The sequence below is a fragment of the Pseudoduganella sp. jia 9 genome (genome assembly GCF_055502615.1).
This window is the reverse complement of sequence record NZ_JBUPWE010000012.1, coordinates 34,816-59,184: the sequence shown is the minus strand read 5'-3', so window position 1 is coordinate 59,184 and position 24,369 is coordinate 34,816. Positions and strand designations below refer to the sequence as shown.

Sequence of the window (24,369 nt, the reverse complement as noted above, 5' to 3'; positions counted from 1 at the left end):
CCATGAAGGTTACCGCAATTGGACGCATGCAGCGTTTTCTGGTGTCCGCTACGCGAACCGGCCCGCCGCGGCCATGCCGGTGCGGGCCGGTCCAGCGATCCTACTGCCCCTTGCCCATGATGTAGGTGCGCTCCACGGTGCGGTCGTCGCCCAGCGTCTGCAGCACGAACAGCTTTTCCTCGAGCGTGGTGGCGCGCGCCGAGCGGAACTTCAGCAGCTCCGTGGCGTTCGGATTGAGCACGACGAAATCGGCCTCGTTGCCGGCCTTGAAGCTGCCGATGCGGTCATCGAGGTCCAGCGCGCGGGCCGCGCCCAGCGTGGACAGGTAGAACGACTTCAGCGCGGTCAGCGGCTTCTTCTCGGACGGGTTGTCGGTAAAGGCCTTGTGCAGCTGGATCACCTTGTAGGCTTCGCCCATCGTGCGCAGCGCCGAGAAGCTGGTGCCGGCGCCCACGTCGGTGCCCATGCCCACTTTCACGCCATGCTTTTCGGCCGCCTGCAGGTCGAACAGGCCGCTGCCCAGGAACAGGTTCGAGGTCGGGCAGAACGCGATGGCCGAACCGGTCTTCGCCAGCGAGGCGAATTCGTCGTCGCGCAGGTGCACGCCGTGCGCGTAGACGGCGCGTTTGCGCGACAGGCCGAAGCTGTTGTAGACATCCAGGTAGCCGTTCGACGACGGGAACAGCTCCTGCACCCAGGCGATTTCGCCCTTGTTCTCGGACAGGTGGGTGTGCATGTACACGTCCGGGTATTCCTGCAGCAGCTTGCCGGCCATCGTCAGCTGTTCCGGCGTGGAGGTGGGCGCGAAGCGCGGCGTGACCGCATACAGCGCGCGGCCGCGCTTGTGCCAGCGGTTGATCAGCGTCTTCGACTCGGCATACGAGGTTTGCGCCGTATCGAGCAGGTAATCCGGCGCGTTGCGGTCCATCATGACCTTGCCGGCGATGATGCGCATGTTGCGTTTGGCGGCTTCCTCGAACAGCGCGTCGACCGATTCCGGGTGCACGGTGGCCATGACCAGCGCGGTCGTGGTGCCGTTCTTCACGAGTTCGTTGACGAAGGTCTTCGCGACGCCTTTCGCGTAGTCCTTGTTGCCGAACTGCTTCTCGGTCGGGAACGTGTAGGTGTTCAGCCACTCCAGCAACTGCTCGCCGAAGGCGCCGATCATTTCGGTCTGCGGGTAGTGCACGTGGCTGTCGATGAAGCCCGGCACGATCAGGCGGCCGCGGTAGTCGACGACCTGCACGTTCTGGTGATTCGACAGCATGGTGCCGGCCGGGCCGACGGCTTTTACTTTACCGTCCGCCCCCACCAGCAGGACGCCGTCCTCGTAGTATTCATACGACTGGCCGCCGGCCGACGGGTCGCCGGTGAAGTGCAGCACCGAGGCGCGGTAGGCGACGGCGCTGTTCTGTTGCTGCTGCTGGCCTTGCTGGTTTTGCTGGTTGTGCTGGCTTGCCTGCGCGGAAGGCGCAGCTGTGGCGGCGGCGGCCGCCACGGCGGCCGCGATCGCGGCGGACAGGCGTAACAGGCGTGCTTTGCTCATGTAGTCTCCAATGATGAGATGGGAATCGGTGCTGTACCGCACCTTCAAGGTCGAACAAAAAAACTGGGGACGTACCCCTGTTTTGAGGCAATCATTTCCTGGAAACAGGGGTACGTCCCCAGTTTTGCGCGCAGGTACCCGCATGGCTGCTTTTGGCGGCCATGGCGTGTCGTCAACGTGGTATCAGTGTCTGTACTGTCGTTGAACCGGCGTAACGGCCGGTGCGCAGCGCGGGGAAGAGCGTTGTCGAATTCGACAGTGGCGGGAAGAGAATGTACCGCCAGAAGCCGGCCGGCTTATATGCCTCCGGATATCATGCTTATCAGCACCGGCTGCTAGCGGAAGATGCCCGCGCGGTTCAGCTCTTCGAGCCGCGGGCCCAGCGCAGGCCGAAACCGTACTTGCGGTCCATCGCTTCGTGGTTGCTGATCTTGCCGTCCGAGACGATGTAATCCACCAGCTTGGTAACCTGCAGCTGCCCGTTGTGGTTTTCGATCGACGCGATGGCGCACATGCCGCCGGCGCCGCCATGGTCGAGCCGCACTTCGACCGGCGCGTTGTCGGGCACCTCGATCGTGACGACGCCATCGGTGGCGGCCCAGTTCGGCACGCCCTGGTAGATGAACGTGAACACGAGGATGCGCCGGATCTGGTCGAACTGGTCGCCGTTGATGAACAGGTTCTCGCCGGACGTGCTGGTGCCGGTGCGGTCGTCGCTATCGAGCTTGATGAAGGGCCTACCGTCGAAGCTGCCCCACGAATCGCCCAGCGCCTGCACGCCGCCCGCCGTGCCGTCGGCCAGCTCGAACAGGCAACCCAGGTCCAGGTCGACGCCGTTCGCGCCTTTCGGCCGCAAGGCGCCGCCGAGCATGCCGAACAGGCCGCCGCTCTTCTGCTCCGGCTGCACGCCGGACGGATTGCGGTTCCAGTTCAGGTTGACGCGGATGCGGCCGAAACCGCGCCTTGCCGCGCCCTTGGCCAGCGACACCTTGTCGCCGCGCTTTTCCAGCGTGACTTTCGACAGCGATACCTTGGGTGCCGGTGCCGGTGCCGGTGCCGACGCGGATGCCGGTGCCGAAGCGGCCGAGGCGGCGGCTTCGGTGCCGCCGAAATGCGCCAGCAGCGCCGACAGGCCGCCATTGAAGCCCTGGCCCACGGCGCCGAAGCGCCACACGCCGTCCTTGCGATACAGCTCGCCCAGCATGACGGCCTTTTCTTCCTGGAAGTCGGCGCCGGACAGCGCGAACGTCGCCGCGCCGCCCAGCACCATGGCACCGCTGCCGATGCCGCGCATGGTGCCGTTGCCGTCGATCGCACCGGTGAAGACCAGCCTGTCGATGGAAGCGGGCAGCGCCGCGAGATTCAGCTGGAACTCCGCGCGTGCACCGGACAGGTTGACGCGGATCGCGCCTTCCGGGCTGGCCAGCTGGTTGAAGAAGATCATGTAGCGGTCGTCCGCCAGCTTGCCGGCCGCGTCGAGGCCGAAGCACGAGAGGTCGACCGACATGCCGTTCGCCGGCAGGTCGATGGCCACGTTGAAGGCGGAGCCCAGGCCGAGATCGGACAATTTGGCTTTCTGGCCGCGGATGAAGGTTTTCATTGGTATCGGTCCGTTTTGTTATCACTGGAAATGACGATGGTAAGCGATGCCCGGCCGGGCCGCTCCATCTTGCCATTACACGCAACCATCGGAAAAAAAATCCAGGTGACCATCGGTCATCCCGAGCGTAAGCATATGGTAAGCAAGGGTACTTAGGATCGACCTTAGCCGACTTATATCAATAAGCTGTGCGTACTAAAATTATTGGAGACAAAAATGGAACAAGACATGGTGCGGCGGGTCAAGCAAGACCCCAACTACCAGAAGCTGGTCAAGACCCGCTCCCGCTACGGCTGGATGCTGACCTGGGCCGTGATGATCGCGTACTACGGCTTCACTGCCCTGAACGCCTTCGACAAGGAATTCATGGCCGCCAAGATCGGCGACGGCGTCATGTCGCGCGGCGTGCCGCTCGGCCTGTTCGTGATCCTGTTCACGGTTGCCGTCACGGCCATCTACGTGCGCCGCGCCAACCGCGAATTCGATGCGCTGACCGAAGCCATCCACGCCAACGCCGCCGCGGGCCAGCCCTCCCCGGCCGGCGCCGCCAATGCCGCACCGAAGGAGGTGCGCGCATGAACCGTCTTCGCATGAACCGTCTTGTTACCTGCACGGCCGCCACGCTGGCGTCCCTGGCCGTGGCCGGCAGTGCGCTGGCCGCGCCGGACCTGGGCGAAGCCACCAAGCAAGCCACCAACTGGACTGCGATCAGCATGTTCGCGGCCTTCGTGCTGCTGACGCTGTTCATCACCAAGTGGGCCGCCAAGCGCACCCGCTCGGCATCGGACTTCTACACGGCCGGCGGCGGCATCACCGGCTTCCAGAACGGCCTGGCGATCGCCGGCGACTTCATGTCGGCCGCGTCCTTCCTCGGTATCTCCGCCGCGGTGTTCATCAGCGGCTTCGACGGCCTGATCTACGCGATCGGCTTCCTGGTCGGCTGGCCGGTACTGACCTTCCTGATGGCCGAGCGCCTGCGCAACCTGGGCCGCTTCACCTTCGCCGACGTGGCCGCCTACCGCTTCGCCCAGAAGCCGGTGCGCCTGTTCGCGGCGTCCGGCACGCTGGTCGTGGTGCTGTTCTACCTGATCGCCCAGATGGTCGGCGCCGGCCAGCTGATCAAGCTGCTGTTCGGCCTGGACTACTGGATCGCCGTGGTGCTGGTGGGCGTGCTGATGATGGTGTACGTGCTGTTCGGCGGCATGACGGCGACCACCTGGGTGCAGATCATCAAGGCCGTGATGCTGCTGGCCGCCACCAGCTACATGGCGTTCGCGGTGCTGGCCCTGTACGACTTCAGCCCGTCGGCGCTGTTCGCCAAAGCCGTGGAAGTGCACGACAAGGGCGATGCCATCATGGGCCCGGGTGGCTTCATCAAGGATCCGATCTCCGGCATTTCGTTCGGCATGGCGCTGATGTTCGGCACCGCCGGCCTGCCCCACATCCTGATGCGCTTCTTCACCGTGCCGAGCGCCAAGGAAGCACGCAAGTCGGTGCTGTGGGCCACCACCTGGATCGGCTACTTCTACGTGCTGGTGTTCATCATCGGCTTCGGCGCGATCGTGCTGGTCGGCACCAACCCGGTCTTCAAGGATGCCGCCGGCGCACTGCTGGGCGGTAACAACATGGCAGCCGTGCACCTGGCGAACGCCGTCGGCGGCGACATCTTCCTCGGCTTCATCTCGGCCGTGGCCTTCGCCACCATCCTGGCCGTGGTGGCCGGCCTGACGCTGTCCGGCGCATCGGCCGTGTCGCACGACCTGTATGCCACCGTGATCAAGAAAGGCAAGCCGGCCCCGGGCAGCGAGCTGCGTGTATCGAAATTCACGACCATTGTCCTCGGCGTGATCGCCGTGCTGCTGGGTATCGTCTTCGAGAAACAGAACGTGGCGTTCATGGTGTCGCTGGCCTTCGCCATCGCCGCCTCGGCGAACTTCCCGGTGCTGTTCATGTCCGTCCTGTGGAGCAAGTGCACCACGCGCGGCGCCACTGTCGGCGGCTTCCTCGGCCTGATCACCGCCGTGACGCTGACCGTGCTGTCGAAATCGGTGTGGGTCGACGTGTTCCACAACGCCGAAGCGATCTTCCCGTACACCTCGCCGGCGCTGTTCTCGATGACCGCGGGCTTTGTCGGCATCTGGCTGTTCTCGATCACCGACTCGAGCAAGCGCGCCGCCATCGACAAGGCCGGCTTCGAAGCGCAGGAAGTGCGTTCGGAAACCGGCATTGGCGCATCGGGCGCGCACGCGCACTGATGCCCTGAACCGAAGCTGACGGCCCGGGCGTGCGAGCGCCCGGGCCGTTTTTCATTCCAGCCGGACCGGTACGGCGAAGGAAATCAGTCCACAGGCTTGAGCGCAATCACGCGCCGGGCCATCGCCTGGCCGGATCGCCGGAGGCTTCGGCCGCATCGAACGGCAGGATCGGCACCAGCCAGTCGTCGCCGAACAGCTCGGAGGGATGCTGCGTTCGCTCGCTGCCATTGCCGCAGGCAAGGGCGTCGATGGAACAGTACTTGTCGCACCCCCAGCAGATGCGTTCTGGATGTGGCGGTTGATGCGGGAAATGTTTGCTCATGGTCTTGCTGCCGGCCCGGCAGCCCTGAAATTGCACCCATGACAGGATGGCCTTTACCCTTGTTCATTTCCATAACCTGGATTAAGCGCGGCAAGAATTGATCAGGCATGCGCGAGAGCCGTCGGCCTGCCGAACCGGCATCGATATTGCGCTGCGCCCCGGCCTGGCGAGCCAGGGCATGGCAGATGCAAAAAGCCCCGCAAGCGGGGGCCCCTGGACATGGGCACGGCAACCGGAAGGGTGCAGCGCGACTGCTATGGATGTACCTTTACATCGGATACCGCATGGCCGGACTAGGCCGCGCTCAGTTCCCAGATTGAATCGCCGTAGCGGTAGTGGAAACGGAAACCCAGGTGATCGGTGAGCCCCTCGACCTGCTCCATCAGTTCGTTCGCCAGCGTATGCGTCTTCCTGCGGTGGGAATCCTCGTCGCGGCTTTCGATCCTGCCCCATAGCAGGATATCGAACAGCGTGGAATCCACCCAGTCGACCTTCTTGTCGTAGCCGGCAACCCAGCGCAGGTGCGGCGCGGCGTTCATCAATTCCTCCAGGTTCTTCTCGGACCCGAACAGGCAGGAGCCGAAGTGCACGCAGCTGATGTTGCGGGCCGCCTGAACCGCCTGCTGGATCGACGTCCTGTTCAGGTTCTTCGATAGCCCGGACAGTTGACCATTGCTGCCGTGGCATGCGATGTACAGCAGTTTTGGACCTGCTATCGCCTCCTTGTCATAGGCCTCGACCCAGTGCTCGAACGACGCTTTGTCGAAAAAGGTCTGGTGAAATGCCTTGATGCCCCGCACTGCGGCGAATTCGCGGATCAGGGGCCAGACGGACGAGGATTCCAGCGAGTCGCTGTTCCATGGTGCTTCAAGCACGAGGATCGATTTGAACATGTTTCTCCTAAGAATAAATTTCTTAGAGAATACATTATTAGTTTCGTTGTGGCATCTTTTTTGGACGCGAAATCCGCTATGAATGGATGGGTTGTTTAGATCGACAAGGCCGGACGTGCAAGCGTCCGGGGCGTGTTTCATGCCGACGGCTTCAGCACGGCCTGCGCGGCCGTGCGCGTGGCTTCCATCGCCTGCAGGTAGGGCGCGGGGCCATGGCTGATGCGTGCAACACCCGCTTCGGCAAGGGCGCGGCTGTCTGCCATGCCGGGCATGACCATCACGTTCAATGGCAGCGCAATGGTTGCCGCCAGTTCGGCGATGACCGGCAGGTCGACCAGGCCCGGAACGAAGAAGCCGGAAGCGCCGGCGTCCGCATAGGCGGCTGCGCGCCGCCTCGCTTCGTCGACACCGTCTTGCGGTGACATATGCTCGTCGAAGAACAGGTCAGTGCGGGCATTGATGAACAGTGCGATACCGCGCGCCGCGGCCATCCTGCGCATGGCGGCGATGCGTTCGCACTGCGCATCGATCCGGTACAAGCCGGTACCGCCGACGACCCGGTCTTCGAAGTTGACGCCGACCACGCCGTGTTCGAGCAGCATCGACACATTGCTGGCGCACGCTTGCGGATCGGCGCTGTAGCCGCCCTCGATATCGGCCGTGACGGGCAACGTGACGGAACGGGCGATCCGGCCAAGGACCTGCACGACCAGCGACAGCGGAATCGACTCGCCATCCTCGTAGCCGTGCGCCGCGGCCACGGCCCAGCTGCTGGTGCCGATCGCCCGCGCACCGGTGCCGGCGATCGCCCTGGCGCTGCCGGGATCCCACGCGTTGTACAGCACCAGCGGCTCTCCCTTGCGATGCAGGGAGGTGAAATGGCGGGCGAGATCGTTTTGCTGGTTCATGTGCGAAGCTCCTTCATGATGGGTGTTGGTTGGTCCACCGATCATCGCGCCGCGCCGCCCGGCGATCAATTACCGGGGATTGCGCCCCGCCATGACCTCACAGGTTATGGAATGGTGCTGGGCAATTCGTTAAGATCGCGGGATGGAAAACGGATCGATCAGTTATGACAGCGGCACCGACGTGGGTGCGATGCTGCGCGAATGGCGCCTGGTCAGGCGCCTCTCCCAGCTGGACCTGGCGCTGCGGGCGGATGTCTCGGCACGGCACCTGAGCTATGTGGAGACCGGCAGGTCGAAGCCGAGCCGGGAAATGATCGTGCGGCTGGCTGAATCGCTGGCGGTGCCGCTGCGGGAGCGCAATGCGCTGTTCATTGCCGGCGGTTTCGCACCGAAGTACCCCGAAAGCGGACTGGATACGCCCCGGCTGGCGCAGATGCGGTATGCGGTCGAAGCGATACTTGCCCAGCAGGAGCCGTATCCGGCCTACCTGTGCAACCGCCACTGGGACATCCTGATAGAGAACCAGGCCGCCAAGCGGCTCAACCGCTGCATGCTCGACGGGCGCGACAGCCCGCACACTAACATGCTGCACCAGTTCTTCGATCCCGCCGATCTGCGCGGCTCCGTGGAGAACTGGGAGGAAATCGCCGGCAGCCTGCTGCGCTACCTGCACAACGAGGTGGCGGCCTCGCGCGAGGATACCAAGGCGGCCGGCCTGCTCGAGGAAATGCTCGCCTATCCCGGCGTGCCGGCGCACTGGCGCCACCGCGAGCTCGGCACCGCGCCGGCGCCGGTGCTCACCACCTGTTTCAAGCGCCATGGCGTGAGAATCGCGTTTTTCTCCACCATCACGACCTTCGGTACGCCACGCGACGTGACGCTGGACGAGGTATTCATCGAGTCGTGCTTCCCGGCGGATGAGGAGACGGCGGCGTTTTGCCGGCGCTTGAAGGCGGACGGGGTTTGAACTATCGGGCCAGGGGCAGGTAGCGATAGTGGCCGGTCACCGGGTAGGCGAACAGGATGTCGTCCAGCTTCGCACCGGCGCCGATGTTGTGGACGACCAGTGGCGTGCCAGCAGGCGATACCTGGTCGGCAACGATGCCGATGTGATTCAGGCCGCCTTGCAGGCGCCACGTGACGACGTCGCCGGGACGGTAATCGGCCGGCTTGTCGCTGGGCGGGAGCGATGTGCCGTGACGGCGGAAGAACGCAGCCTGGTTCGGCACGCGGCGGTGGTCGATATTGCGGTCGGTGGCTTTGCCGCCGGCCCGCCGCTGTTCGTGGATGCGCTGCTGTAGATCGACGCCGATGGCACGGTAGGCGCGGATGACGACGTCCGTGCAGACGCCGCGCTCGCGTGCCACGTCGCCGTTCGGGTAGGCGATGCGCTGGTAGCTGGGGTCGTATGCGAGCGTGACGCCGATCTGGGCGCGGGCGGCGGAGAGCAGGTCATCGGCGGGGCCGGCCAGGGCGTGCAGGGGCACGAGGGCTGCGAACAGCAGGATGATCAGGCGCGGCATGGGCGTCTCCCGGGTAAATTGAGCAGGATGGTGCTTGCCGTCCGGTCAACGAAGATGTTGCGCAGTTGAGTCCGGATCTCCATCCTATAGGCAATTATTGCGCCAAACCAACTTAGACAGCTGTCCACCGCTCGACAATGCATTGAGAAAGGGGGAACCATGCGAAAAATTTCCTTGGTCATTGCATTGTTGGCTTGTAGCGCCGTCCTGGCTCGCGGTGCGCAGTCGTGGGCGTTCGAGTACCGCCCGGTCAAAGGAAGCTACTTTGTCTACGGCGGCAGCCTGGGTGATACGACAGCGCCGACAAAACTCAGCAGAAATATCGCTTCAGCATCGAAGGCCCGGTTGCCAAAGGAATGTTTGCAGCGATGGGGCCGGACCTCAAGGATGTTTGTGGCGCGGACGATGATCAACGCATCCGTCAACGCGCCGAAGTCGTCTGCACATTCTCTGCAAAGAACGGGTACCACTGCAATTTCGGCTTCGATTTGATCACAGGCAGAAGTATTGCGGGATCGATATGCTGAAGCGAATACACGTCGCCATCGGCGCGTCGTGCTGCGTGATCGCGGTGGTCGGTACCGCCCATGCAGCCTGGGAGAACATGTACGGCAAATTTTCAGGACAGTACATCATTTACGGCGGCGAACCTGGCGAACGAGGCGCCCGGCCAGCCACGCCCGGTGATACCAAAGTCGCATTCAGTATCAAGGGACGCGCGGCAAGGGATTTGTTCCATGCGATCGGTCCCGCCCGAAGAGAAATGTCTCGAGGTGAGGAACGCTGCGAAGCCAATCCGAAAATTCGCACACGCCGTTTGGATACTATTTTTTGCCGTCATCATTCAAAGGCTGGCTACTGGTGTACGTTCGGTTTCGACCTGTCGACCGGATTAAGCACTCGGGGAAAAGTGGGCGACGCTGGGTGTGAGTGACGCACCTGATCTGTCATCAAAATACACTCGTCTGTATGCGGCGCATCGCAGTCCAGCCTGTAACCGCTACGCGGGATCGGCGGGGCGTGCCAAGTCACCCAGGCCTTGCAGACGCTGGCGATAGGTCGCCGGCGTCGCCCCGAACGTCCGTTTGAACAGGCTGATGAAAGTACTCGGCGTCGAATAGCCGAGTTGCAGCGCGATGGTCGTGACAGGCACGGCGTCGGCCAGCATTTCCAGCGCCCGCAGCAGCCGGGCACGCTGGCGCCATGCGGTAAAGGTGAAGCCCGTCTCGAGCACGAAGCGACGGCTCAGGGAGCGGGCACTGATCGCGGCCCAAGGGGCCCACGCTTCCAGGCTGCGTTCGTCGGATGGCTCATCAAGGATGGCGCGGGCGATGCGCAACAGGCGTGCGTCTTGCGGAAGCGGCAGGCCCAGCGCATCGATGGGGAGCGTGCGAATTTCATCCAGGATCACCGCGGCGATGCGTTCGCCCTGCGCATCCAGTTCCCCCGGTGGCCAGGCCGCGGCCCGCAGTACGGCTTCGCGCAGCAGACCGGAGACGCGGATACTGCAAGGCTGCGCTGGCAGGCTGGCACAACTGTCGTGCGCAACGTAGACTGCATAGCCTGAAAACAGGCCGTGCGAACGGGCCCAATGCGAGCGGTACGGCGGGACCCACACCGCATGCGTCGTCGGCACGACCCAGACACCGGTTTCCAACCCCACCGTAAGCAAACCGGACGCCGAGCCGAACAGCTGGCCGCGGCGGTGACTGTGCGGCGGCGAAGCACGCTCGCTGTCGTCACTGCCGGCCAGGACGATCACCGGCGGCGCATCGGATTCGGTGACAAAGTGGACGTCGACCGGAAGGTCGCTCATGGCGTCAAATCGATATACATTGGCTCGACTATTGTACATGCGCCATTCCGATGCGCCGTAAAGTGGCTCTTCCACAAGGAGACCACCATGACCGACACCGCCTTCCCGAACCTGAATGCCCTTTACGATCCGCCCGCCGAGCGCATCCAGAAATCCGTCCTCGACCATCTGATCGGCTTTCACCGCGACTACCTTGGCGCCGCAACTTTCTTTTGTCTCGCGACGGGCAGCGAGCGTGGACTCGACGTGTCGCCGCGCGGCGGACCGCCGGGCTTCGTGCGCGTGCTGGACGAGCGCCATGTCGCCTTTGCCGACTGGCCCGGCAACAACCGCATCGAGTCGATGCGCAATCTGGAACAGGACGACCGCGCCGGCATGCTGTTCATCTTTCCCGGCCTGGATATCTTCATGCGCATCAATGGCCGTGCCCGCGTCAGGACGACCCCGGAACTGCTGGATGCGCTCTGCGAGGGCGGCAAGCGGCCGAAGACGGCGATTGTCATCGCCATCGATGAGGTACTGTTTCACTGCGGTAAAGCGATCAATCGCGCTGGTTTGTGGAAGACGGATGCGCAGCTGGACCGCGATGCGTTGCCGACACCCGGCAAGATGGTGACGGCCATGAACGCTGCCGCCAATGGCAAGCCGGCCGATGAAGCGGAGGCTGCGCAGCTTGATGCTCATTACAGCCATGCAGTGAAGCATGATTTGTATGGTTGATGCTGCCGAAGTCGGATTGCGCGGCGTGGATACTGGTAGGCCTCCCGTGAGTCGAACACGGCACCAACGGCTTATGAGACTTTGGAGCGCGACGTTCGTCTCGATCGGCGACTAATCTCAGCAGCAGTTGTAAATTGATACCGCCCAGCGATTGAAAATTGATACACCAGTCTGAGACCATGGTCGCTTTTTGCGGAGCGGCCTTGATACCCAATGAGGTGTACGTGGAAATGGAAATACTGAAGAGGCAAGGTCTGAGTCTGCAGCGAATCGCCGCCAAGGTGGGATGCGCGGTGAACACGATGTGCAGCCATCGCGCGAGGGTGGCAGCGCCGAGGTGCGAGCGCAAGGTTACGCGGCCAAGCTCGGTCCGCACGAGGCGTATCTACGTGAGCGGCAAGCGGCGGCGGCCCCGGATTCCGGCAATGGTTCTGCTGCGCAAGATCGCCGAGCGAGGCCACACCGGCAGCCTAAGCCAGCTGCGTGCCTTCATGCGTTCGCCGCGGCCGACCGCGCCGGCCTAGCCGCTAGTGCGGTTCGAAATCCAAATGGGAGAACAATTGCAGGTTGACTGGGTCGAGTTCCGCCGCGGCGGCAAGGCACTTTATGCGTTTTGCACCACCCTGGGCTCCAGCCGTGCTAACTACGTCGAGTTCGTCGGTAACATGAAGGTGAAGACGCTTATCGCTGCCACGAGCGCGCCTTTACGATGTTCGGCGGCGTGCCGAAGAGCATTCTGCACGACAACATGAAAGCGGTAATCCTGCAACGAGACGCCGATCCGTTTCGTTCGGGTAGGTAATCCGCTGATAGCTGGATCGCATGCGAGGGTGGCGGCGATCTGGGCGTGGGCGGCTGAGACCAGATCTTCGGTTGGTCTGGGCAGGGCTTGCACGGGCGTGAGAGCTGCGAGCAGCAAATGGATCGGCTGCAGCGTCGAACTCTCGAAAAAACGAGGAATTGTAGCGTGCGTGGTCCTATCCTTCAATGCATGGCGCATGAACATTTACCTATCTCTACCCATTTCCTTCTGTTATTAGTCAAATAGCTATGACTGTTGCTGCGCAAGAATGAGCCTTCATCTTTCTTATGGAGGCACACATGGCCATCGACGTGTATTTGCAAATTGATGGAATCAAGGGCGAGTCGGCCGACTCGGCACACCTCGGGTGGATTGAAATCTCATCAGCTAACTGGGGCGTTGTTCAGCCGAGAAGTATGAGCGCCTCAACCGGCGGCGGCCTCACCGCCGAGCGCTGCGAGCACCGCACGTTGTCGTTCTCGAAGCTGGCAGATATCGCTTCACCGGTTTTAATGCAGACGTGCTCGACGGGCAAAACCATCTCCAAGGCAAAGCTGGAGTTCATGCGCGCTGACAGTAATAGCAAGCCAGTCAAGTATTACGAAGTGGAGTTGGAAAACGTGATGATCGCCAGCATGGATCAGGTAATCGGCGAAGGCATGCTGCTGCACGACGATATCGGCCTGCGCTTTTCAAAGGTGAAGTGGAAGTACACGCAACAAAAAATTAGTGGTGGAAGCGGTGGATGTACTACGGGCGGTTGGGATCTGGCTGGCGTGAAGTGCGCTCAAGGAGGCGATCATGGCTCCGATTCAACCGAAAGATTCGCTCGGCAATTTCATGCTGCCCCAAGCACCTGAAGGCGCAGGCTACTACGTCTACGGAAATGTAGGCGGTTTTCGTGGAACTGGCCATCTTGCACAATATGCTCATCCAAACTTGTTATCGATTATTTTCTCCGTTGAACGTGAATGGCAGGCCATTGATGACCGGAAATTCGGCATAGGAAACATAAGCTTGGCGGAAGGCCGTAAGTATGAACACAAAACTCATCGGAAAGGGGTTGAGATGGATATACGACCGATTCGGAAAGACAAGATGACTGGGCAAGCCGCTCGATGCTCGTATAAAGATTCAACCTACGACAGAGCCGCCACCATCAAACTACTCAGGCTCTTCTTACAACAACCGATGGTGACCAAGGTCTTCTTCAATGACGATGAAGTGACGAAGGCACTAGCGCGCGTGAGGTATATGATCGGCCACGACGATCATATCCATATCAAAATTCGGGAGTTTGTATGCATGCCCGAACTGTAATTGGTGTGCTAGCCATAGCGCTTTGCTCGATGGCTAATGCCACGGATGAGAAACAAGAGGGACGGTACTTGGCAAAACCGATTCAGGGCGATTATTACATTTACGGTGGAACGCTGGGAGAGATGACTCCACCAACAAAGAAAGATCGAAAGATATCCTTTATGTTTACTGGAACGTTAGCAAAAGAACTGTTTGACCAAATCGGCCCGGATTCGAAGAACTCATGCAGCTCGGATTCGGATTACAGAGAAAGACGGAAAGGTGATCTGGATTGCATCCACATGAAAGGGGAAGGCTATTCGTGTTACGTAGGCCTTGATGTGCGAAGCGGAAAATCGATGATTGGATCTATTTGCTAACTGAAATTGGACTGAATTTGCAAATCAGTCCAATCTCATAATTAGCTTTAAATTACTGGATAATTGATTTTAATCAACCAAGTCCAAGCTATTTTTCGGTCGTCCGTTAGGAAGCAATGAGTACTTGATCTGAAGCGTACGGTGCAGCAAGTTTCTAACGAAATCTAAAATTGATTTCATCTCTGCTCACATTTTCAGCATCAATAACGCCAAATGTTATAAGCGCAAACTTTCAGACGACTGCTTTTGTTCTCTTAAAATAGTCTAAGAAGCTAATGCACGACACTTCAACGGCGTTTAAGCCACATACCGCCGGGATCTTATAATTCGCCTTACTCTTTGGAAGCAAATTTTGAACAGCTTCGTTCGACACCAATCCCACATTGTTAACCTTAGCAGTGGCAATAATAAACAAATCGTTTTCGCCAACACCGCCGCCGTAACGGGCACCGATCTCAAGTAACTCTTTCAGTCGAAGTGCCTCGCGCAAAATCGGATTACTCATCGGTAAGTAAACTACGTCGCGACCCGAGAGCCAATCGAAACAGTCGGGCGAAACATGCTCCACCTCCCCCTGCACAACCTCTGGGAAACATATTTTTGAACTTTCTAACTCTTCCCTAGCCAAGACCATAGGCCTGGAAACTGTTCAGATGGATAATTATCCCAAGCATAGACGATTGAAGAAGTATCAAAGACTAGCATAGTGCCTTTCTAGCTCATGAATATCATTGAGCTTCAGGCCATCTAGATACGTACTAGCCTTGCTTAGCGAAATCTTCCTATCGCTAAGAGCATCTAAGACTGTGCGAACAAAATTATCGCCAAAGAGGTGCTTTGGCTCGCGATGTCTGAACAACCTTGGAGCCGATTCGGGAACTGGTTTTGGAAGAGATTGGCACCACGCACGGTAAGCTGCATATTCTGGCTGAGACAGTTTTCCGACCGCCAACAATCGCCGCAATATAACTTCTGTGCTAACACCCCATGCTCGCCTGTAAGGTTCAAGCCAATGGTCAAAAAGCGCAGCTTCACCAGGATGTGCGGACATATTTATAGTACGAAGATATTCTGGTGGCACCAGAAGATGCCCAGCAAAGCTATTCGCTTCACTTTCAGCCCCTCTAACCGATGCAATGTCGTCCTCATCATCTACTGAACTCTCACGGTGAAGCAGAAGATGACCTAACTCATGCATTAAAGTAAAAGCCTGACGTGTCTCGACACGCATTTTTCTTACGACTATAACTGGGCATTTCTCATCATAGAGCGCAAACCCTATAACGCTACTATCGCTTGCGATTTGCCATTTTCCGTTATAACCATTCGTACGAAATACTAATATTCCTTTTCTCTCAACAGCAGATCGGTAGCTTTCAAAATTATTGGTATCACCAAGCCCTAACCATTTTCTCGCAGCAGCAGCAGAAGCTGGAATATCGTCAGCTTGTAAGTCCGGCGGGGTGAATTGTGCTAGCGAATCCTGGCCGAGCTCTTCTGCTAAGCTAAGGTAAATGGAACGTTGCTGCTCCACACGTTCAATAAATAGCCTCAGCTTTGTAGAAAGCTCCGGCTTCTGATTAGCAATAGTACGAAACGCACTGGTGTGGACCTGCTCCGGCTCAAGCGGCGCTTCCTCTAGAAAAAACAGTACGCCTCTACCGAAGTATGCAGCGATTCTGCTGAGTTGTTTAAAGCTTAACCCAGCGGCCTCCTCACCGGAGACAACCCGTTGCAGTGTAGAGAGCGAAATCGAAGTATCACGCGCGAGCTGATCCAAGCCTACACCGAAGTCGGTGCAGCACCATAAAATGCGATCCGGGTTAATCGAGTGAATACGTTCCATAGCAAGTCCACTTGTTGTGAGGCGCGGACTGTTGAGAGACTCCGTGCTTGATGATAGCGCGTTGTAACGAAACGAGAAAGCACAGTTACACACGGGAAGACGCTTGAGCAGGCGCTTACAAGGTATGTACAAAGGAATCGCCATCGAAGGCAAATCTTCCATAAGTCCTTGATTTTATTGGTAGGCCTCCCCGGAGTCGAACCGGGCACCAACGGATTATGAGTCCGCTGCTCTAACCAGGCATGAGCTAGAGGCCCTGAGGTAGTGCGGATGCGCTGGCGAATGCCGGCGCGGATGTATCGAAGCCGGTGAAGCCCGCCCTGACACGAATTCGTTAAGCAAACATCTACAAAACGAACTCGGCAGAATAGGGCCTGTACCGCCTCCCGTCAAGACTTAGTTGCCTGACCGGCTAGCCTGGCTGGCCGCGCCAGCCAACGGTCAATTACCCTCGAGGAAGCTCTTCAACTTATCCGACCGCGACGGATGCCGCAGCTTGCGCAGCGCCTTCGCTTCGATCTGCCGGATACGCTCCCGCGTCACGTCGAACTGCTTGCCCACTTCTTCCAGCGTGTGGTCGGTCGACATCTCGATGCCGAAGCGCATGCGCAGCACTTTCGCTTCGCGCGGCGTCAGGGAATCGAGCACGTCCTTCACCACGCCGCGCATCGACGCGTGCAGCGCGGCGTCGGAAGGCGCGAGGGTGTTGTTGTCCTCGATGAAGTCGCCCAGGTGGGAGTCGTCATCGTCGCCGATCGGCGTTTCCATGGAGATCGGTTCCTTGGCGATCTTCATGATCTTGCGGATCTTGTCTTCCGGCATCTCCATCTTGATTGCCAGCGTTGCCGGATCGGGTTCGGCACCGGTTTCCTGCAGGATCTGGCGGCTGATCCGGTTCATCTTGTTGATCGTTTCGATCATGTGCACCGGGATGCGGATGGTGCGCGCCTGGTCGGCGATCGAGCGGGTGATGGCCTGGCGGATCCACCACGTGGCGTACGTGGAGAATTTATAGCCGCGGCGGTACTCGAACTTGTCCACGGCCTTCATCAGGCCGATATTGCCTTCCTGGATCAGGTCGAGGAACTGCAGGCCGCGGTTCGTGTACTTCTTCGCGATCGAGATTACCAGACGCAAGTTCGCTTCCGTCATCTCGCGCTTGGCCTTGCGCGCCTTCATTTCGCCGGCCGCCATCTGGCGGTTGATGTTGCGCAGGTCCGGCAGCGGCAGCACCACGCGCGCCTGCAGGTCGATCAGCCGTTGCTGCAGTTCCTTGATCGTGGGGATGTTGCGGCCCAGGATTGCGCTGTAGGCGTGGTTGGCGGCCACTTCGCCGTCGACCCACTCCAGGTTCGTTTCGTTGCCGGGGAAGACCTTGATGAAGTGGGCGCGCGGCATGCCGCACTTGTTCACGGCCACGTCGAGGATCTGCTTCTCGATGTGGCGCACTTCGTCGACCTGGCCGCGCAGCGTGTCGCACAGCTTTTCGACGACCTTGGCGGTGAAGCGGATGCCCAGCAGTTCATTCGAGATCGCATCCTGCGCCTTCACGTAGGATTTCGAGCTGTAGCCTTCCTTCTCGAAGGCCTTGCGCATCTTGTCGAACTGGTTGGCGATCTCGTCGAACTTGGCGAGGGCATTGTTCTTGAGGTTCTCCAGCTGTTCGGCCGAGTAGCCCGCGGCCGCGCCGGAAGCGTTGGCCTCTTCTTCTTCCTCTGCTTCCTCTTCTTCCTCTTCCTCTTCCTCGTCGTCCTCGTCGGAGGCGGCCGTTGGCGGCGCCTGGTTCGGCGCATCCTCGTTTTCGTCGACCAGGCCGTCGACGATCTCGTCGATCTTGATTTCGTCGTGGCGGATGCGGTCGGACGTGGCGATGATCTCGGCGATCGTGACCGGGCAGGCGGAAATGGCCTGGATCATGTCCTTCAGGCCATCTTCGATGCGCTTCGCGATCTCGATCTCGCCTTCGCGCGTCAGCAGCTCGACGGAGCCCATTTCACGCATGTACATGCGCACCGGGTCGGTCGTGCGGCCGAAGTCGGAGTCGACGGTGGACAGCGCGGCCTCGGCCGCGGCTTCCGCTTCGTCGTCGCTGGTGACCGTGGCCACGTTATCGGACAGCAGCAGCGTTTCGGCATCGGGCGCGTGTTCATACACGGCAATGCCCATGTCGTTGAACGTGCCGATGATGCCTTCGATCGCTTCCGGGTCGACGATATTGTCCGGCAGGTGGTCGTTGATCTCGGCGTACGTGAGGAAACCGCGTTCCTTGCCGAACTTGATCAGCGTTTTCAGCTTCTGGCGGCGGCGTTCCAGCTCTTCCTCGGTGGCTTCCGTATCCGACGAGAACGCATCCTTCAGCAATGCCTTTTCCTTGGCCTTGCGGTCCTTGGCCTTGGCCTTGTCCACGGCCTTCAGTTCGGCGCGCTCGACGGCGTTCAGCGCGGCGACTTCGTCGTTCTCGGGCTGGAATTCCTTTGGCTTGCGGCCGCGCCGGCCCGGCACCTTGACGGACGGGAGCACATAGCCGGACGTGTCGATCGCGGCGAGCGTTGCCGCATCGGTGGTCTGGCTGACCCCGGGTGGTGCCGCGGGCGCGCGCGGATCCATGCCCGCCTCCGTGCTGGTTTCGGACTTGTCGGCCGTCTTGGCTGCCTTGGCGGTCACTTTGCTGGGCTTTTCAGCCGCTTTGGTTTCAGGTTTCTTTGCTGGCACAGGCGCTTTCGATGTCACAACGACTTGCTTTACGGGTTAGGACGATGCCGTAATCACCGGAGCCCTCGCAGAAATAACCCTGCGGCACTCCCATCCGGCACTGCTACAAAACTTCCTTGCTCATTCCCGGCGACAGTCCTGAAGCTGCCGGCACCGCTCGATGTTAACGAACGGCTATGTTTGGCAGAAATTCTACTGTATGACTGCGCGCGGGGGCTAGGGGCACGAATGGTGTGAGGGTGCAGGCTGTTTTACCCGCGCGGCGACAAGAAACTCGCGCCGTCTCAACCAAGTCCGGACCTCGCCTCCGGCGCGCCGCATTTATCATGCATCCTGCACCGGCAATGAGCCCAACTAACTGAAAACAAACACAAATTCTGAACTGAAGAAACCTTGCCAAGGTATTGAAATACTTAGCGTTTTATTATAGCACGCCACTTTTTTAACACCAGAAGTGCGGCCTTGGCACCGCATCGCCGGCAATAAGCGGGTTTCGGCACATATTCGGCCATTAACGGCTGCCGCTCTCCGCCTGCGCTTCCCGCGATAACATCTGCTGCATCGCGGCCAATTCGTGATAACGGGCGCGCAACTCGTCGGTAAGCTTGCCGCCCGACATAATCTGGTCCAGCTCCGCCCGCACCGTTTGCTCCTTCAACTGGCGTACCGTGGCTTTCAGCCACAGGCGTTCGCCCTCGATATCCGGCTCTTCCGCGGCGGCGATTTCCCCGATCAGCGCGTCATATTCCGGGCCCTCTTCCTTCATTTGCTGGGCCAGCGCGGCAAAGGTGGCAGCTTCGCCCAGCGCCTGCGCCGTTTGCACCAGGTGAACCAGGTACTCGCACTGCTCGGCGCCGAACTGGCGGAACGCTTCCAGCGCCGACTCGTCGATCTGCAGCGACAGCGACGGGTGCGTGATGAGGCAGCGGATGATCTTCAACTCCAGCCCCACCGGCTCCTGGCGCTTCGATTTCGGCGGCGCCCGGCGGCTGGCCGCCACCGGCTTGCTCAGCTCGAACAATGCTTCGATCTCGCCGGGCGTGCTCTGCGTCATCGAGGCCAGCCCGCGCACGATCTGCAGGCGCAGTGCCGAAGGCGCCATGGCCTGCAGCATCGGCTTCGCGTCGAACTGCGCGCGGGCGCGGCCTTCCGGTTCGTTCAGGTCGTGCTCGCCGGCCGCTTCGCGCAACAGGAACTGCGACAGCGGCATGGCTTCCTGCACCTGCTGTTCGAAACCTTCGGCGCCATATTCGCGGATATAACTGTCCGGGTCATGTTCCGACGGCAGGAACAGGAACTTGATGGTCTTGTCGTCGGCCGCATAGGGCAGGCAGGCTTCCAGTGCGCGCCGCGCCGCCTTGCGGCCGGCCCGGTCGCCATCGAAGCTGAACACCACGTTATCGGTCTGCCGCAACAGCTTTTGCACGTGGACCGTGGTGCAGGCGGTGCCCAGCGTGGCCACCGCCTGGGCAAAGCCCATCTGGGCCAGCGCCACCACGTCCATATAGCCTTCGGTTACCAGCACATAGCCCGCATCGCGGATCGCCTGGCGTGCCTCGAACAAGCCATACAATTCCGAACCCTTTGAAAATAAAGGCGTTTCCGGGGAATTCAAGTACTTTGGCTCGCCCTGTTCCATGATTCGGCCGCCGAAGGCGATCACTTGCCCCTTGGCATTGCGGATCGGGAACATCACGCGTTCGCGGAAGCGGTCATAGCGCTTGATGTGGCGCCCTTCCTCGTCGACCTTGTCGATGACGAGGCCGGCCTCGGCCAGCACCGGCGCATCGTACTGGGGGAACACGGCGCGCAGGTTGTCCCAGCCTTCCGGGGCGTAGCCGAGCGCGAAGCGGGCCGCGATCTCGCCCGTCAGGCCGCGGCCCTTCAGGTAGCCGATTGCATTGGGCGCCTTGCGCAGTGCGCTCTTGTAGAAATCGGCGGCCAGGGTCATTGCCTCGGACAGCGCCAGGCTCTGCGCCTGCATTTGCGCGCGCTGGGCGGGCGGAATCTTGTCGTCCGCTTCCGGCACCGTCATGCCCGCGTTCTGGGCCAGGTCCTTGACGGCATCGACGAAGCCCAGGCCGGAATATTCCATCAGGAAGCCGATCGCGGTGCCGTGCGCCTGGCAGCCGAAGCAATGGTAGAACTGCTTGGTGGCGCTGACGGTGAAGCTGGGCGATTTTTCGTTGTGGAACGGGCACAGGCCCTGGAAATTGGCGCCGGCTTTTTTCAGCTGCACGTAGCGCCCGACCACGTCGACGATGTCGACGCGGTTCAGCAGGTCGGAAATGAAGGATTGTGGAATCACTGTGGCAACCGCGGTTCTTCCATATTGTTACAGATCAGGCTATAACGCCGTGCCAGGCTGGCGTTTGATCCAGCTCAACGGCACGGGCGTTAACCCAACAAGGCTCAGGCGCCCGTCAGCGCTTTCTTGACCAGGCCGGATACGGCGGTCATGTCGGCACGGCCGGCCAGCTTCGGCTTCAGGATGGCCATCACCTTGCCCATGTCCTGCGGGCCGGCGGCGCCGGATTCGGCCACGGCCGCCTTGACTTCGGCGGCGATTTCGTCGTCCGACAGGCCGGCGGGCATATAGGCGGCCAGCACGACCAGCTCGGCCTTCTCGATGTCGGCCAGGTCGGCACGGCCGCCGGCTTCGAATTGCGTGATCGAGTCCTTGCGCTGCTTGATCATTTTTTCAACGACCGCCAGCACCTGGGTGTCGTTCAGCTCGATTTGCTCGTCCACTTCCCTGCGCTTGATGTCCGCCAGGATCAGGCGGATCGTGGCCAGCCTGCCGGCCTCCTTGGCGCGCATCGCGGCTTTCATGTCATCGGTAATCTGGGCTTTCAGGCTCATGGGTGTCCTCGGCTAGGTAAGCTGCACCGGCAGTTCTGCAAACGGGTCTGCAAAACCGGTGCGGTAAAAACGAAAACCCGCTGCGGACGATGCCGGAGCGGGTGATCGCAACATGCGAACGGACCGGAGGCGAAAAGCGCCGTCGACGGCCCGGTCAGCGAAGGCGAGAATTAGTACAGCTTCTTCGGCAGTTGCTGGCTGCGGATGCGCTTGTAGTGACGCTTCACGGCAGCGGCCAGCTTGCGCTTGCGCTCTGCGGTCGGCTTCTCGTAGAACTCGCGTGCGCGCAGTTCGGTCAGCAGACCGGTTTTTTCAATGGTGCGCTTGAAGCGGCGCATGGCAACTTCGAACGGCTCGTTTTCTTTAAGGCGGATAGTGGTCATGTAAAATTCAAACCGTTAGAGGGTTTTTAGGAAGACGGCGATATTATCAGCTTTTGTCCAGACAGACAAGAGGCTTCGTGTCAACCCTCGTGCCTACTCGTGCTTGTTCATGCTTATCAATACACATCCGAACACAACAGAACCCGCGCCGTTACAGCGTTACCGGGTCCGGCATCATATCAGACTGCCAGCCCCGCGGCCATCCCGGAGGCCCAGGCCCACTGGAAGTTGTAGCCTCCCAGCCACCCCGTGACATCGACGGATTCGCCGATGAAGTACAGGCCGGGCACCTTGTTGGCCATCATCGTCTGCTGCGACAGCTCCTTCGTGTCGACGCCGCCGCGGGTCACCTCGGCCTTGCGGTAGCCCTCGGAACCGTTCGGCGTGACGGTCCACGCATTGATGGCCTGGCCAAGCCGGCGCAGTTGTGCGTCCTGCATGTCGGCCAGGCGCGCATCGGCCTGGAAGCCATGGGCTTGCAGCAGGCCCTCGGCCAGGCGCGAAGGCAGCCACTGCGCCAGCACGTTGCCCAGCTGCTTCTTGATGGTGCCCTTCCCTTCGAGCAGGGCCGCGGCGACGTCGAGTTCCGGCAACAGGTTGATCGTGATCGGCGTGCCGGGCTGCCAGAAACTGGAAATCTGCAGGATCGCCGGGCCGGACAGGCCGCGGTGCGTGAACAGCAGGTCTTCGCGGAAGCGCGCACCGGTAGCCTTGCGGCCCTTCAGCGTGCCGGTTTCCACATGGACCTCCAGCGACACGCCGGCCAGCGGCACGAACGGCTGCCATTGCTGGGCGTCGAAGGTGAGCGGCACCAGGGCTGGACGGGGCTCGACGATGGCCAGCTCGAACTGCCTGGCGATGCGGTAGCCGAAATCGGTGGCGCCGATCTTCGGGATCGACAGGCCGCCGGTGGCGATCACGACGGCTCCGGCGTCGACGAGACCGGCGCTGGTCTGCACCAGGAAACGCTCGCCCTGCTGTTCGACGCTCTGCACGGTGGCGGGCATGCGCCATCGCACGTTGCCGGCGTTGCACTCGGCTTTCAGCATGTCGATGATCTGCTCGGCGGACTCATCGCAGAACAGCTGGCCCTTGTGCTTCTCGTGGTAGCCGATGCGGTATTTTTTGACCAGCGCGAGGAAATCCTGCGGCGTGTAGCGCGACAGCGCGCTCTTGGCGAAATGCGGATTCTCGGACAGGAAATTGGCCGGCCCCGCATGCACATTGGTGAAATTGCAGCGGCCGCCACCGGAAATGCGGATCTTCTCGGCCAGCTTTTCGGCATGGTCAACCAGCACGACGCGCTTGCCGCGCTGCCCCGCCGCCGCCGCACACATCATCCCGGCCGCACCGGCGCCGATTACCATCACATCAAACTGTTCCGCCATCACGCCCGTCCCGCCAGTCAAACCGGGCATTCTACCGCAACGGGTGGCGGCGGGCGAATGCCTCAGCCGTGGCGGGAACGCAACTCGCGGGCAACGGTGACGATATGGCCGACCTGCTGGGCGATCGGATCGGGAACCGGGACCTCGCCGCGCAGCACGGCCTGGATCCAGGCGGCGGTGGCCGCCGCGCTCCTGTCTTCGGGCAGGACCGGTTGGACTTCGGCGATCATCTGCCGCTCGACCAGCACCGTGCGCTCGCCATCGTGGAACCAGTCGATCTTTTGCGCCTTGGTGGCGTTGGCCACCGTTTCGCCTTCGGTGCCACGCATCAGGAATGCGTCGCCGCGGGCATGCGGGGCGGCGGTAGTGAAATATTCGCCCAGCGTTTCCAGGTATTCCGGGTGCGTGTACGATACCAGCCGCAATGCCGGGCCGGCGAACGGCTGCAGGATCTTGACGATGGTGTGCGTGGAATTGCGCACGCCCAGAATACGCCGCAGTTCCAGCTGATGGGCCAGTTTCGGCGCCAGCGCGTCGATCGTGATGAAGCTGACGTGGCCATCGGCCAGCGCGCGCTCCGCCTCCGCGGCCGTGGCGGCAGCGGCGATGCCCAGCTCGGCCAGCACCTCGGCGGTGGCGATGCGCCCCACGTCGTGCGCCACGCCGTGCACCAGCACCGGCACGCCTTCGCGCGCCAGCAGCAGCGCCAGCAGCGCCGTCAGGTTGGCCATCTTGCGCGCGCCGTTGTAGGTGGGAACCAGTACCGGCACAAACGGGCCGGCAGGTGCCTGCAGCGGCGCAAACGATGCTTCAGCGGCATCGAGGAAGCCGGCCAGCTCGTCGACGGATTCGCCCTTGATGCGCATGGCCAGCAGGATGCCGCCCAGTTCCAGGTCGGAGACACGGCCGTCCAGCATGGCCTGATACAGCGTGAAGGCGTCGGTACGGCTCATGCTGCGCGCGCCTTTGACACCACGGCCGATTTCCTTGATGAAAGGCGCGGCGGCAAAACGGGTCGATGCGGATGGCAAAACGGAAGAAGATGTGTTTTCGATACTCATGGAAACAGCTTACCGCATTTCGGCTACACTAATCGACTACCCATAAGAAAACC

At 60.9% G+C, this 24,369-nt stretch carries 23 protein-coding genes, 1 tRNA gene and 1 pseudogene; 9 read left to right on the top strand and 16 right to left on the bottom strand.

The features are described 5' to 3' along the window. Positions 1-100 precede the first annotated feature (100 nt). Together guaD and ACY34H_RS17015 are read right to left on the bottom strand one after the other, a co-directional pair. Positions 101-1,546, bottom strand: a complete 1,446-nt coding sequence (gene guaD, locus ACY34H_RS17020; RefSeq protein WP_464978656.1) for a guanine deaminase — start codon at positions 1,544-1,546, stop codon at positions 101-103. Positions 1,547-1,904: 358 nt separating this feature from the next. After that, positions 1,905-3,146 (bottom strand): TerD family protein, encoded by a 1,242-nt coding sequence (locus tag ACY34H_RS17015; RefSeq protein WP_464978655.1) that lies wholly within the window; start codon positions 3,144-3,146, stop codon positions 1,905-1,907. A gap of 216 nt (positions 3,147-3,362) precedes the next feature. On the opposite strand from ACY34H_RS17015, the gene ACY34H_RS17010 reads away from it, so the two are divergent. Continuing rightward, positions 3,363-3,725, top strand: coding sequence for a DUF485 domain-containing protein (locus ACY34H_RS17010; RefSeq protein ID WP_464978654.1), 363 nt, complete (start codon positions 3,363-3,365; stop codon positions 3,723-3,725). Further along, on the top strand, positions 3,722-5,401 hold the full coding sequence (locus ACY34H_RS17005) for a cation acetate symporter (RefSeq protein ID WP_464978653.1): 1,680 nt from the start codon (positions 3,722-3,724) through the stop codon (positions 5,399-5,401). Before ACY34H_RS17010 ends, ACY34H_RS17005 begins: the two co-directional genes overlap by 4 nt. A 106-nt stretch (positions 5,402-5,507) precedes the next feature. Here ACY34H_RS17005 and ACY34H_RS17000 read toward each other — a convergent pair whose 3' ends face one another. The 3 genes from ACY34H_RS17000 to ACY34H_RS16990 form a co-directional block, all read right to left on the bottom strand. After that, positions 5,508-5,723, bottom strand: a complete 216-nt coding sequence (locus ACY34H_RS17000; RefSeq protein ID WP_464978652.1) for a DUF3079 domain-containing protein — start codon at positions 5,721-5,723, stop codon at positions 5,508-5,510. A 293-nt stretch (positions 5,724-6,016) separates the two neighbouring features. Beyond that, a complete protein-coding gene (locus ACY34H_RS16995; protein ID WP_464978651.1) occupies positions 6,017-6,616 on the bottom strand; it encodes a hypothetical protein in 600 nt (199 codons plus the stop codon). Positions 6,617-6,753: 137 nt separating this feature from the next. Beyond that, positions 6,754-7,524 carry an isocitrate lyase/PEP mutase family protein gene (locus ACY34H_RS16990; protein WP_464978650.1) on the bottom strand — a complete coding sequence of 257 codons (771 nt, stop codon included), beginning with the start codon at positions 7,522-7,524 and terminating at the stop codon, positions 6,754-6,756. A gap of 142 nt (positions 7,525-7,666) precedes the next feature. Here ACY34H_RS16990 and ACY34H_RS16985 point away from each other — a divergent pair, with 142 nt between their 5' ends. Beyond that, positions 7,667-8,491, top strand: a complete 825-nt coding sequence (locus ACY34H_RS16985) for a helix-turn-helix domain-containing protein (RefSeq protein ID WP_464978649.1) — start codon at positions 7,667-7,669, stop codon at positions 8,489-8,491. 1 nt (position 8,492) lies between these two features. Here the strand turns inward: ACY34H_RS16985 and ACY34H_RS16980 are convergent, their stop codons facing one another. Then, on the bottom strand, positions 8,493-9,047 hold the full coding sequence (locus tag ACY34H_RS16980; RefSeq protein ID WP_464978648.1) for a DUF1287 domain-containing protein: 555 nt from the start codon (positions 9,045-9,047) through the stop codon (positions 8,493-8,495). A 159-nt stretch (positions 9,048-9,206) separates the two neighbouring features. Here ACY34H_RS16980 and ACY34H_RS16975 point away from each other — a divergent pair, with 159 nt between their 5' ends. Both ACY34H_RS16975 and ACY34H_RS16970 read left to right on the top strand, forming a co-directional pair. Beyond that, positions 9,207-9,539, top strand: coding sequence for a hypothetical protein (locus ACY34H_RS16975; RefSeq protein ID WP_464978647.1), 333 nt, complete (start codon positions 9,207-9,209; stop codon positions 9,537-9,539). Positions 9,540-9,567: 28 nt separating this feature from the next. After that, positions 9,568-9,981: a hypothetical protein gene (locus ACY34H_RS16970; RefSeq protein WP_464978646.1), complete on the top strand. Its 414-nt coding sequence runs from the start codon at positions 9,568-9,570 to the stop codon at positions 9,979-9,981. Between the two features lie 66 nt (positions 9,982-10,047). On the opposite strand, the gene ACY34H_RS16965 is transcribed toward ACY34H_RS16970, so the two are convergent. Further along, positions 10,048-10,863 carry an AraC family transcriptional regulator gene (locus tag ACY34H_RS16965; RefSeq protein WP_464978645.1) on the bottom strand — a complete coding sequence of 272 codons (816 nt, stop codon included), beginning with the start codon at positions 10,861-10,863 and terminating at the stop codon, positions 10,048-10,050. 87 nt (positions 10,864-10,950) lie between these two features. On the opposite strand from ACY34H_RS16965, the gene ACY34H_RS16960 reads away from it, so the two are divergent. From ACY34H_RS16960 to ACY34H_RS16945, 4 genes and pseudogenes are all read left to right on the top strand, one after another. Further along, positions 10,951-11,583 carry an MSMEG_1061 family FMN-dependent PPOX-type flavoprotein gene (locus ACY34H_RS16960; RefSeq protein ID WP_464978644.1) on the top strand — a complete coding sequence of 211 codons (633 nt, stop codon included), beginning with the start codon at positions 10,951-10,953 and terminating at the stop codon, positions 11,581-11,583. A 203-nt stretch (positions 11,584-11,786) separates the two neighbouring features. Further along, a pseudogene (locus ACY34H_RS16955) lies at positions 11,787-12,364 on the top strand (DDE-type integrase/transposase/recombinase); the annotation flags it as partial. Positions 12,365-12,684: 320 nt separating this feature from the next. After that, positions 12,685-13,245 carry an Hcp family type VI secretion system effector gene (locus ACY34H_RS16950; RefSeq protein ID WP_464978643.1) on the top strand — a complete coding sequence of 187 codons (561 nt, stop codon included), beginning with the start codon at positions 12,685-12,687 and terminating at the stop codon, positions 13,243-13,245. After that, a complete protein-coding gene (locus ACY34H_RS16945) occupies positions 13,187-13,705 on the top strand; it encodes a hypothetical protein (RefSeq protein WP_464978642.1) in 519 nt (172 codons plus the stop codon). Before ACY34H_RS16950 ends, ACY34H_RS16945 begins: the two co-directional genes overlap by 59 nt. A 591-nt stretch (positions 13,706-14,296) precedes the next feature. On the opposite strand, the gene ACY34H_RS16940 is transcribed toward ACY34H_RS16945, so the two are convergent. The 9 genes from ACY34H_RS16940 to ybiB all read right to left on the bottom strand — a co-directional run bounded on the left by ACY34H_RS16940 (position 14,297) and on the right by ybiB (position 24,316). Further along, entirely contained in the window at positions 14,297-14,692 is a 396-nt protein-coding gene (locus ACY34H_RS16940) for a type II toxin-antitoxin system VapC family toxin (RefSeq protein WP_464978641.1), read from the bottom strand. Between the two features lie 63 nt (positions 14,693-14,755). After that, the gene (locus tag ACY34H_RS16935) at positions 14,756-15,910 is read right to left on the bottom strand and encodes an ImmA/IrrE family metallo-endopeptidase (protein ID WP_464978640.1); all 1,155 of its coding nucleotides are present in this window, start codon (positions 15,908-15,910) and stop codon (positions 14,756-14,758) included. A gap of 178 nt (positions 15,911-16,088) precedes the next feature. After that, positions 16,089-16,167 (bottom strand) — tRNA-Ile (locus ACY34H_RS16930). A 184-nt stretch (positions 16,168-16,351) separates the two neighbouring features. Continuing rightward, positions 16,352-18,622 (bottom strand): RNA polymerase sigma factor RpoD, encoded by a 2,271-nt coding sequence (gene rpoD / locus ACY34H_RS16925; RefSeq protein ID WP_464978639.1) that lies wholly within the window; start codon positions 18,620-18,622, stop codon positions 16,352-16,354. Positions 18,623-19,133: 511 nt separating this feature from the next. Continuing rightward, positions 19,134-20,930 carry a DNA primase gene (gene dnaG / locus ACY34H_RS16920; RefSeq protein ID WP_464978638.1) on the bottom strand — a complete coding sequence of 599 codons (1,797 nt, stop codon included), beginning with the start codon at positions 20,928-20,930 and terminating at the stop codon, positions 19,134-19,136. A gap of 104 nt (positions 20,931-21,034) precedes the next feature. After that, complete coding sequence (locus ACY34H_RS16915; protein ID WP_464978637.1) at positions 21,035-21,484, bottom strand: GatB/YqeY domain-containing protein; 450 nt, start codon at positions 21,482-21,484, stop codon at positions 21,035-21,037. 170 nt (positions 21,485-21,654) lie between these two features. Next, positions 21,655-21,867, bottom strand: a complete 213-nt coding sequence (rpsU, locus tag ACY34H_RS16910; RefSeq protein WP_005665410.1) for a 30S ribosomal protein S21 — start codon at positions 21,865-21,867, stop codon at positions 21,655-21,657. Between the two features lie 179 nt (positions 21,868-22,046). Beyond that, positions 22,047-23,255, bottom strand: coding sequence for a BaiN/RdsA family NAD(P)/FAD-dependent oxidoreductase (locus tag ACY34H_RS16905; protein ID WP_464978636.1), 1,209 nt, complete (start codon positions 23,253-23,255; stop codon positions 22,047-22,049). A gap of 62 nt (positions 23,256-23,317) precedes the next feature. Continuing rightward, positions 23,318-24,316, bottom strand: coding sequence for a DNA-binding protein YbiB (gene ybiB, locus ACY34H_RS16900; protein ID WP_464978635.1), 999 nt, complete (start codon positions 24,314-24,316; stop codon positions 23,318-23,320). Positions 24,317-24,369 lie beyond the last annotated feature (53 nt).

What these genes read in the sequence shown, in the direction of transcription:
- guaD (WP_464978656.1), bottom strand. Translation starts at nt 1,546, where the DNA reads ATGAGCAAAGCACGCCTGTTACGCCTGTCCGCCGCGATCGCGGCCGCC.
- ACY34H_RS17015 (WP_464978655.1), bottom strand. Translation starts at nt 3,146, where the DNA reads ATGAAAACCTTCATCCGCGGCCAGAAAGCCAAATTGTCCGATCTCGGC.
- ACY34H_RS17010 (WP_464978654.1), top strand. Translation starts at nt 3,363, where the DNA reads ATGGAACAAGACATGGTGCGGCGGGTCAAGCAAGACCCCAACTACCAG.
- ACY34H_RS17005 (WP_464978653.1), top strand. Translation starts at nt 3,722, where the DNA reads ATGAACCGTCTTCGCATGAACCGTCTTGTTACCTGCACGGCCGCCACG.
- ACY34H_RS17000 (WP_464978652.1), bottom strand. Translation starts at nt 5,723, where the DNA reads ATGAGCAAACATTTCCCGCATCAACCGCCACATCCAGAACGCATCTGC.
- ACY34H_RS16995 (WP_464978651.1), bottom strand. Translation starts at nt 6,616, where the DNA reads ATGTTCAAATCGATCCTCGTGCTTGAAGCACCATGGAACAGCGACTCG.
- ACY34H_RS16990 (WP_464978650.1), bottom strand. Translation starts at nt 7,524, where the DNA reads ATGAACCAGCAAAACGATCTCGCCCGCCATTTCACCTCCCTGCATCGC.
- ACY34H_RS16985 (WP_464978649.1), top strand. Translation starts at nt 7,667, where the DNA reads ATGGAAAACGGATCGATCAGTTATGACAGCGGCACCGACGTGGGTGCG.
- ACY34H_RS16980 (WP_464978648.1), bottom strand. Translation starts at nt 9,047, where the DNA reads ATGCCGCGCCTGATCATCCTGCTGTTCGCAGCCCTCGTGCCCCTGCAC.
- ACY34H_RS16975 (WP_464978647.1), top strand. Translation starts at nt 9,207, where the DNA reads ATGCGAAAAATTTCCTTGGTCATTGCATTGTTGGCTTGTAGCGCCGTC.
- ACY34H_RS16970 (WP_464978646.1), top strand. Translation starts at nt 9,568, where the DNA reads ATGCTGAAGCGAATACACGTCGCCATCGGCGCGTCGTGCTGCGTGATC.
- ACY34H_RS16965 (WP_464978645.1), bottom strand. Translation starts at nt 10,863, where the DNA reads ATGAGCGACCTTCCGGTCGACGTCCACTTTGTCACCGAATCCGATGCG.
- ACY34H_RS16960 (WP_464978644.1), top strand. Translation starts at nt 10,951, where the DNA reads ATGACCGACACCGCCTTCCCGAACCTGAATGCCCTTTACGATCCGCCC.
- ACY34H_RS16950 (WP_464978643.1), top strand. Translation starts at nt 12,685, where the DNA reads ATGGCCATCGACGTGTATTTGCAAATTGATGGAATCAAGGGCGAGTCG.
- ACY34H_RS16945 (WP_464978642.1), top strand. Translation starts at nt 13,187, where the DNA reads ATGGCTCCGATTCAACCGAAAGATTCGCTCGGCAATTTCATGCTGCCC.
- ACY34H_RS16935 (WP_464978640.1), bottom strand. Translation starts at nt 15,910, where the DNA reads ATGGAACGTATTCACTCGATTAACCCGGATCGCATTTTATGGTGCTGC.
- ACY34H_RS16915 (WP_464978637.1), bottom strand. Translation starts at nt 21,484, where the DNA reads ATGAGCCTGAAAGCCCAGATTACCGATGACATGAAAGCCGCGATGCGC.
- rpsU (WP_005665410.1), bottom strand. Translation starts at nt 21,867, where the DNA reads ATGACCACTATCCGCCTTAAAGAAAACGAGCCGTTCGAAGTTGCCATG.
- ACY34H_RS16905 (WP_464978636.1), bottom strand. Translation starts at nt 23,255, where the DNA reads ATGGCGGAACAGTTTGATGTGATGGTAATCGGCGCCGGTGCGGCCGGG.
- ybiB (WP_464978635.1), bottom strand. Translation starts at nt 24,316, where the DNA reads ATGAGTATCGAAAACACATCTTCTTCCGTTTTGCCATCCGCATCGACC.